Raw genomic sequence first — 5,629 nt, 5'->3', positions numbered from 1 at the left:
GGCTGGCGCAGTAGCGGTTTTCGGCCCAACCTGCCAGGTCGGAGCGTTTGACGGTCGCGCGGGAGCGGCCGCATTCCACCGGGGTGGAGTCCACGACCCGTACGTCGTCGCTCCACACCGAGGTGGTGGTGACCAGGATCCGGTTGACGCTTCGCATCAGACCGGCGGCCTGCGCAGCCGCTTGTTGTAGCCGGGCTGCTGGGGCTGGTAGGGGAAGAGGTGGCGCAGGTGGGCACGGGCATGGCGGAGCCATTTGGCCGCGGAGGTGTAGCCGAGTATGGCCTGCACCGAGGCGAGGGTGACCAGTTCGGCATCGCTCAGGCGGGGCGTAATGCCGACCGGCGGGCGCCACGGCGCCAGGTCGGGATGCTCCTTCAGCATGTCGTCGGTCGTCGCATAGAGTGCTGTCGCGAGGGTGTCCACGTCGTTCGTCACAAAACGATCTTGGGCACCCTCGTTCTCGTCTCCGCAGGCACCCCTTGGACCACACCGCCAGGAGGCATCAGTGCCGTACCCGCAACCGCTCACCCCCGGGGAGAAGCTCGCCGACGCGAAGAAGCTGTTGAGCCTCCCGCGTATCGTCGTGATCTGCGGCTCCACCCGCTTCATGACCGAGATGAACGAGGCCGATCTGCGGGAGACCAAGGCCGGAAGGATTGTCGTCAAACCGGGCTGTGACATGAAGTCGCCGCACGAACTTTGGTCCGATCCCGTCGAGGCCGAGGCGCTGAAGGTTCGACTCGACGATCTGCACCGGGCGAAGATCCGGCTCGCTGATGAGGTGCTTGTAGTCGGCGACTACATCGGAGACAGCACCCGAGCCGAAATCGCCTATGCCCGGTCGCTGGGCAAGCCCGTGCGGTTCACGCACCCCGAAGTCGACCCTGACGCCTGACCGCCCGCTGCCACCTCGACAACCAGGGCCGGCAGCCCGCCGCCTGACCGTCTCGCGGTGGCTTCGGCCGCCGCCCACCCCACACCCTCCGCAGGCATCCCTTGGAGTTGATCATCTAGAGGTTGACGGTCCTCATCCCGGCCTCGTTGTAGCGCTCCCCGGCGGCCTGCGGGAGTTCGGCGTCGATCCGGGACAGGTCCTCCTTCGTCAGTTCGACGTCGGCGGCGCCGGCGTTCTGCTCGAGGTAGGTGCGCCGCTTGGTGCCCGGGATCGGGACCAGGTCCTCACCCTGTGCCAGCACCCAGGCGATGGCCAGCTGTGCCGGTGTCACGTCCTTCTCCGCCGCGATCTCCCTCACCTTCGCCGCGAGCGCGAGGTTCGCCTCCAGATTGTCACCGGTGAAGCGCGGGCCGGTGCGGCGGAAGTCCGTCTCGTCGAGCTCATCCGGCGAGGAGAACCGGCCCGCGAGGAAGCCGCGGCCCAGCGGGGAGTAGGGCACGAACCCGATCCCGAGCTCCCGGCACGTCGGCAGGACCTCGGCCTCGGGGTCGCGGGTCCACAGCGAGTACTCGGTCTGCACCGCCGTGATCGGATGGACGGCGTTCGCGCGCCGTATGGTCTCCGCCCCGGCCTCGCTCAGGCCGATGTGCCGGATCTTGCCCTCCGCGACCAGCTCCCCGAGGGCGCCGACGGTCTCCTCGATCGGCACGTTCGGGTCGACGCGGTGCTGGTAGTACAGGTCGATGTAGTCGGTCCCGAGCCGCTCGAGCGAGCCGTGGACGGAACTGCGCACATGCTCCGCGGAGCCGTCCTGCCGTCCGACCGTGCTCATGTCTCCCGGAACGGCCTCGTCCATCCGGTAGTTGAACTTCGTGGCGATCACGTATTCGTCCCGGTGACCCCTGATCGCCTCGCCGACGAGGCTCTCGTTGGTGAGCGGTCCGTAGATCTGCGCGGTATCCAGGAAGTCGATGCCCAGCTCCAGCGCGCGCCGGATGGTCCTGATGCCCTCGTCCCGGTCGGCGGAGCCGTAGAACGCGGACATGCCCATGCAGCCGAGGCCGATGGCCGATACCCGGAGGTTTCGCAGACTGCGCTGTTCCATAGGTTTTCCAGCCCTTCCTTGCGAAGTGGATCGCGGTGGTGTCCTGCCGGGACGCTAGGACTTGGAGCGCGCTCGAAGTCAAGTAGAGGGCTCGCGGTGCTCGTGCGCGGCCCGTTCCAGCTCCGCGGCCTCCGCCTCGGCCAGCCGTTGTTCGGCCTCCACGTCGATCGACCGGGTCAGCCACCAGTACAGCAGCGCCGAGACCGGCAGCCCGATGAACAGGGAGATGTCCCCGCCGCCGAGCGCCTCGGCGGCGGGACCGACGAAGAGGGTGCCGACGGAGAAGAAGGGGATCATGACGGCGAATCCCACCAGGTAGGAGATGATCCCCTGCCAGCCCCAGCGGCCGTACATGCCGTGCGGATTGAAGATCTCGGCGATGGCGTAGTGCCCGCGGCGCACGACGTAGTAGTCCAGCAGGTTCACCGCGGTCCACGGGATGAACAGATAGAGCACCAGCAGCAGGAAGTTGTTGAAGTTCTGCAGGAAGTGGGAAGTCGCGGCCAGCGCGCCGACCAGGGAGAGCGCCGCGGTCAGACCGATGGTCAACAGCCGTACGCCCAGCGTCGGCCGCACCCTCCTGAACGAGTCGATGGCACTGATGAGCGTCAGTGAGCCGCCGTACATGTTCAGCGCGGTGACGGAGACCAGGCCCAGGGCGGCGAACAGCAGCACGATCGCGCCGAATCCGCTGAACACCTCGTCTCCGGCGGCGTTGATCGACGCGATCGTCTCGAAGCCCTTGCCGGCCCAGGCGGCCAGCAGTGCCCCGAGGACCATCAGCCAGATGCCGCCGAGCGCCGAGCCGAAGTACGTCCAGTAGAAGGTCTTGCGGACCGTCACGTCCGGCGGGAGGTAACGCGAGTAGTCCGAGACGTAGATGGCCCAGCTGATCTGGTAGCCGGCCACCACGCCGAACTGGGCCAGGAACGGGGTCCAGCGGAAGGCGCCGAGGTCGAAGGAGCCCGGCGGGTAGTGCAGATTGACCAGGACACCCACGGTGAAGATCCCGAAGATGATCAGGAAGGTGTACGTCAGGAAGCGCTCGGCCTTGTGGATGATGTCGTAGCCCACCAGTGCGACGACCAGGGCGATCACGGTGACCACGGCCACCCAGAGCTTGACGCCCCCGTGCAGCGTGGTGTGCAGGGCCTGTCCGGCGAGGATGGTGTTGAACACGTTGAAGCCCGCGTACTGCACATACGCGAAGAGCCACACCAGCAGGGCGCCGACATAGCCGAACTGGGGCCGGGACTGGATCATCTGGGGCAGCCCCAGCTGCGGGCCCTGGGCCGAGTGGAACGCCATGAAGAACGTGCCGATGACCGTGCCCGAGACGATCGCCAGCAGCGACCAGACGAGGTTGCCGCCCTCGGTGATGCCGATCAGCCCCACGGCCAGCGTGGCGATCTGAGCGTTGGACATGAACCACAGCGGCCCGAGGTGCCACAGTTTGCCGTGCCGCTCGTCCAGCGGGACGTAGTCGATGGAGCGGACCTCCAGGCCCGTCACCCGGGGCTGCGCTGACGTGGTCACGATGCCTCCCGAGTGCTGGTACACCCCTGTGGCCACATTGCTCCCGCAGGTGCCACGGGTCAATCGGACCCCGCCGGCCCACCGCCCGGCCTGCGCGTTCTGCGCACTCGGGTGAAAGCTGGGATCATGAGCGTGTCAGCACTGCCCATGACCTGACCGACGGGGTGGTGAGCGCAGTGGCTCCGGTGCAGGAGAACGAGGGGGGACCGACGGCCGACGCATACGTCGATCCCCTGGGAGAACCGTTTCTGCGGACGCGGTTCGCCCTACCGACAGTTCCCGCCGCCTTCCTGCGGCGCGAGCGGCTGGCGACCCATCTCGACCAGGCGTTGCAGACGCCGCTGACGATGGTCAACGGCGCCGCCGGCGCGGGCAAGACCCTGCTGGTCGCCGACTGGGCCGCGGGCCTCGACGAGACGGTCGCCTGGCTCACCAACGACGCCGGCGACCAGGGCCCCGGCATGTTCTGGGCGTACCTGCTGCAGTCCCTGCGCGCCGCCGGCGTCCCGGTGTCCGACGAGGTCGGCTGCCCGGCGGACGCGAGCCTCGTGGACCACAAGCTGCTGGCCCGGCTCGCCGCCGAGCTCAGCCGCCGGGAGCGGCCCGTGATCGTGGTGCTCGACGAGTACGACCACCTGAGCGCACCGGAGATCGCGGACCAGCTGGAGTTCGTCCTGCACCACGCCGGGCGCGGCATGCGCCTGGTTCTGGTCACCCGTACCGAACCGCTGCTGCCCCTGCACCGCTACCGGGCGGCGGGCGCCATGACCGAGATCCGCAACGCCGAGCTGGCCTTCACACCCGAGGAGGCGGCGACCCTGCTCGACCGGCACGGCCTGAGCCTCCCCGTGGCGGCCGCGCGCACCCTCGTGGACCGCACCCGGGGATGGGCCGCCGGGCTCCGCCTGTGCGCCCTGGCCGCGCAGGAGAGCCCGGACCCGGAGACGTACCTGAAGGAGTTCGAGGCGGACCGGAGCGCCGTCGCCGACTTCCTCCTCGCCGAGGTCCTCAAACAGCAGACGGAGCGTACCCAGGACCTGCTGCTGCGCGTCAGCGTCCTGGAGCGCTTCTGCCCCGACCTGGCGGAGGCGCTCACCGGCAACGAGGGAGCGGCCTTCGACCTGGCCGAACTGCACCGCCAGAACGCCTTCGTCGAGCACCTCGGGCACACCTGGTACCGCCTCCACCCGCTGTTCGCCGAGATACTCCGGGCGCATCTGCGCGCACGGTTCCCCGGCCTGGAACCGGAACTCCACCGGCGGGCCGCCGAGTGGCTGCGACGCTCCGGCTCCCTCCCGGAGACACTGACCCACAGTGCCGCGGCGGGCGACTGGGAGTTCACCGCCGGCGCCCTCGTCGACGACCTGGCGATCGGGCAGCTCTTCACCGGCCTGCGCTGCGACGACCTGACCGAACTGTTCTCACGGATGGGACCGGAGACCGCAGGCCCCGCCGCGGAGCTGGTCCGGGCCGCCCGTGACCTGTCGCGCCACGAACTCCACCGCGGCCTGGTCCATCTGCACCGGGCCGAGGAGCACCTCGCAACCGACGAGTCCGACCCGGCCGGCCGGCTGAGCTGCGCCCTGCTCGAAGCCCTGGCTGCCCGGCTGGCCGGTTCTCCCCGCAAGGCCGAGAAGGCCGTGGAGACGGCCGAGGAGCTGCGCCACGAGGTCCCCGCGCACCTCCTGGACAAGCACCCCGAGCTCATCGCCCTGCTGCTGACCCACCTGGGCTCGGCGCGGCTGTGGGCCGGCCGCTTCGACGACGCGCGCGCCGCGCTGTCCGAGGTGGTCGGCGGGCCCGGCGGAGCCTCCACGGCCATGCCGCGCGAGGAGTCACTGGGCCACCTGGCACTGATCGACTACCTGAACGGATGGCCGGGCCGGGCCGAGCGCAAGGCCCTGGCAGCGGTGACAGAGACGGAGCGGGTCGGCCTGCCCCAGCCGTCGGGCTGCGGGATCGGGCGGCTGGTCCTGGCCGCCGTGGCCGTCGACCGTGTACAAAAACGGCCCCGCCCCCCCATACTGGGACATGGGGGCGCTTGCCATCCCCCACTCCAAGACCCCGGGATCGCGGCGGGGGCGGGCCAGACC

At 69.4% G+C, this 5,629-nt stretch carries 4 protein-coding genes and 1 pseudogene; 2 read left to right on the top strand and 3 right to left on the bottom strand.

From position 1 onward, the window contains the following. A pseudogene (locus ACFW2E_RS40245) lies at window positions 1–435 on the bottom strand (IS982 family transposase); the annotation flags it as partial. A 70-nt stretch (window positions 436–505) separates the two neighbouring features. Between ACFW2E_RS40245 and ACFW2E_RS40240 the strand changes: the two are divergent. After that, window positions 506–895, top strand: a complete 390-nt coding sequence (locus ACFW2E_RS40240) for a hypothetical protein (protein ID WP_384475060.1) — start codon at window positions 506–508, stop codon at window positions 893–895. Between the two features lie 115 nt (window positions 896–1,010). On the opposite strand, the gene ACFW2E_RS40235 is transcribed toward ACFW2E_RS40240, so the two are convergent. Both ACFW2E_RS40235 and ACFW2E_RS40230 read right to left on the bottom strand, forming a co-directional pair. Continuing rightward, on the bottom strand, window positions 1,011–2,000 hold the full coding sequence (locus tag ACFW2E_RS40235) for an aldo/keto reductase (protein ID WP_384475057.1): 990 nt from the start codon (window positions 1,998–2,000) through the stop codon (window positions 1,011–1,013). A gap of 78 nt (window positions 2,001–2,078) precedes the next feature. Further along, complete coding sequence (locus ACFW2E_RS40230) at window positions 2,079–3,536, bottom strand: purine-cytosine permease family protein (protein WP_384475054.1); 1,458 nt, start codon at window positions 3,534–3,536, stop codon at window positions 2,079–2,081. Between the two features lie 167 nt (window positions 3,537–3,703). Between ACFW2E_RS40230 and ACFW2E_RS40225 the strand changes: the two genes are divergently transcribed. Beyond that, the coding region (locus tag ACFW2E_RS40225; RefSeq protein ID WP_384475051.1) for an AAA family ATPase at window positions 3,704–5,629 on the top strand (1,926 nt) is incomplete at its 3' end.

It is taken from the genome of Streptomyces sp. NPDC058964, assembly GCF_042741275.1.
Taxonomy (GTDB): Bacteria; Actinomycetota; Actinomycetes; order Streptomycetales; family Streptomycetaceae; genus Streptomyces.
Note: the sequence above shows the minus strand (reverse complement) of the source record. Positions and strands in the feature narration are given on the sequence as shown.

Excerpts from the sequence above, each read along its gene's own strand:
- ACFW2E_RS40235 (WP_384475057.1), bottom strand. The coding sequence starts at position 2,000 with ATGGAACAGCGCAGTCTGCGAAACCTCCGGGTATCGGCCATCGGCCTC.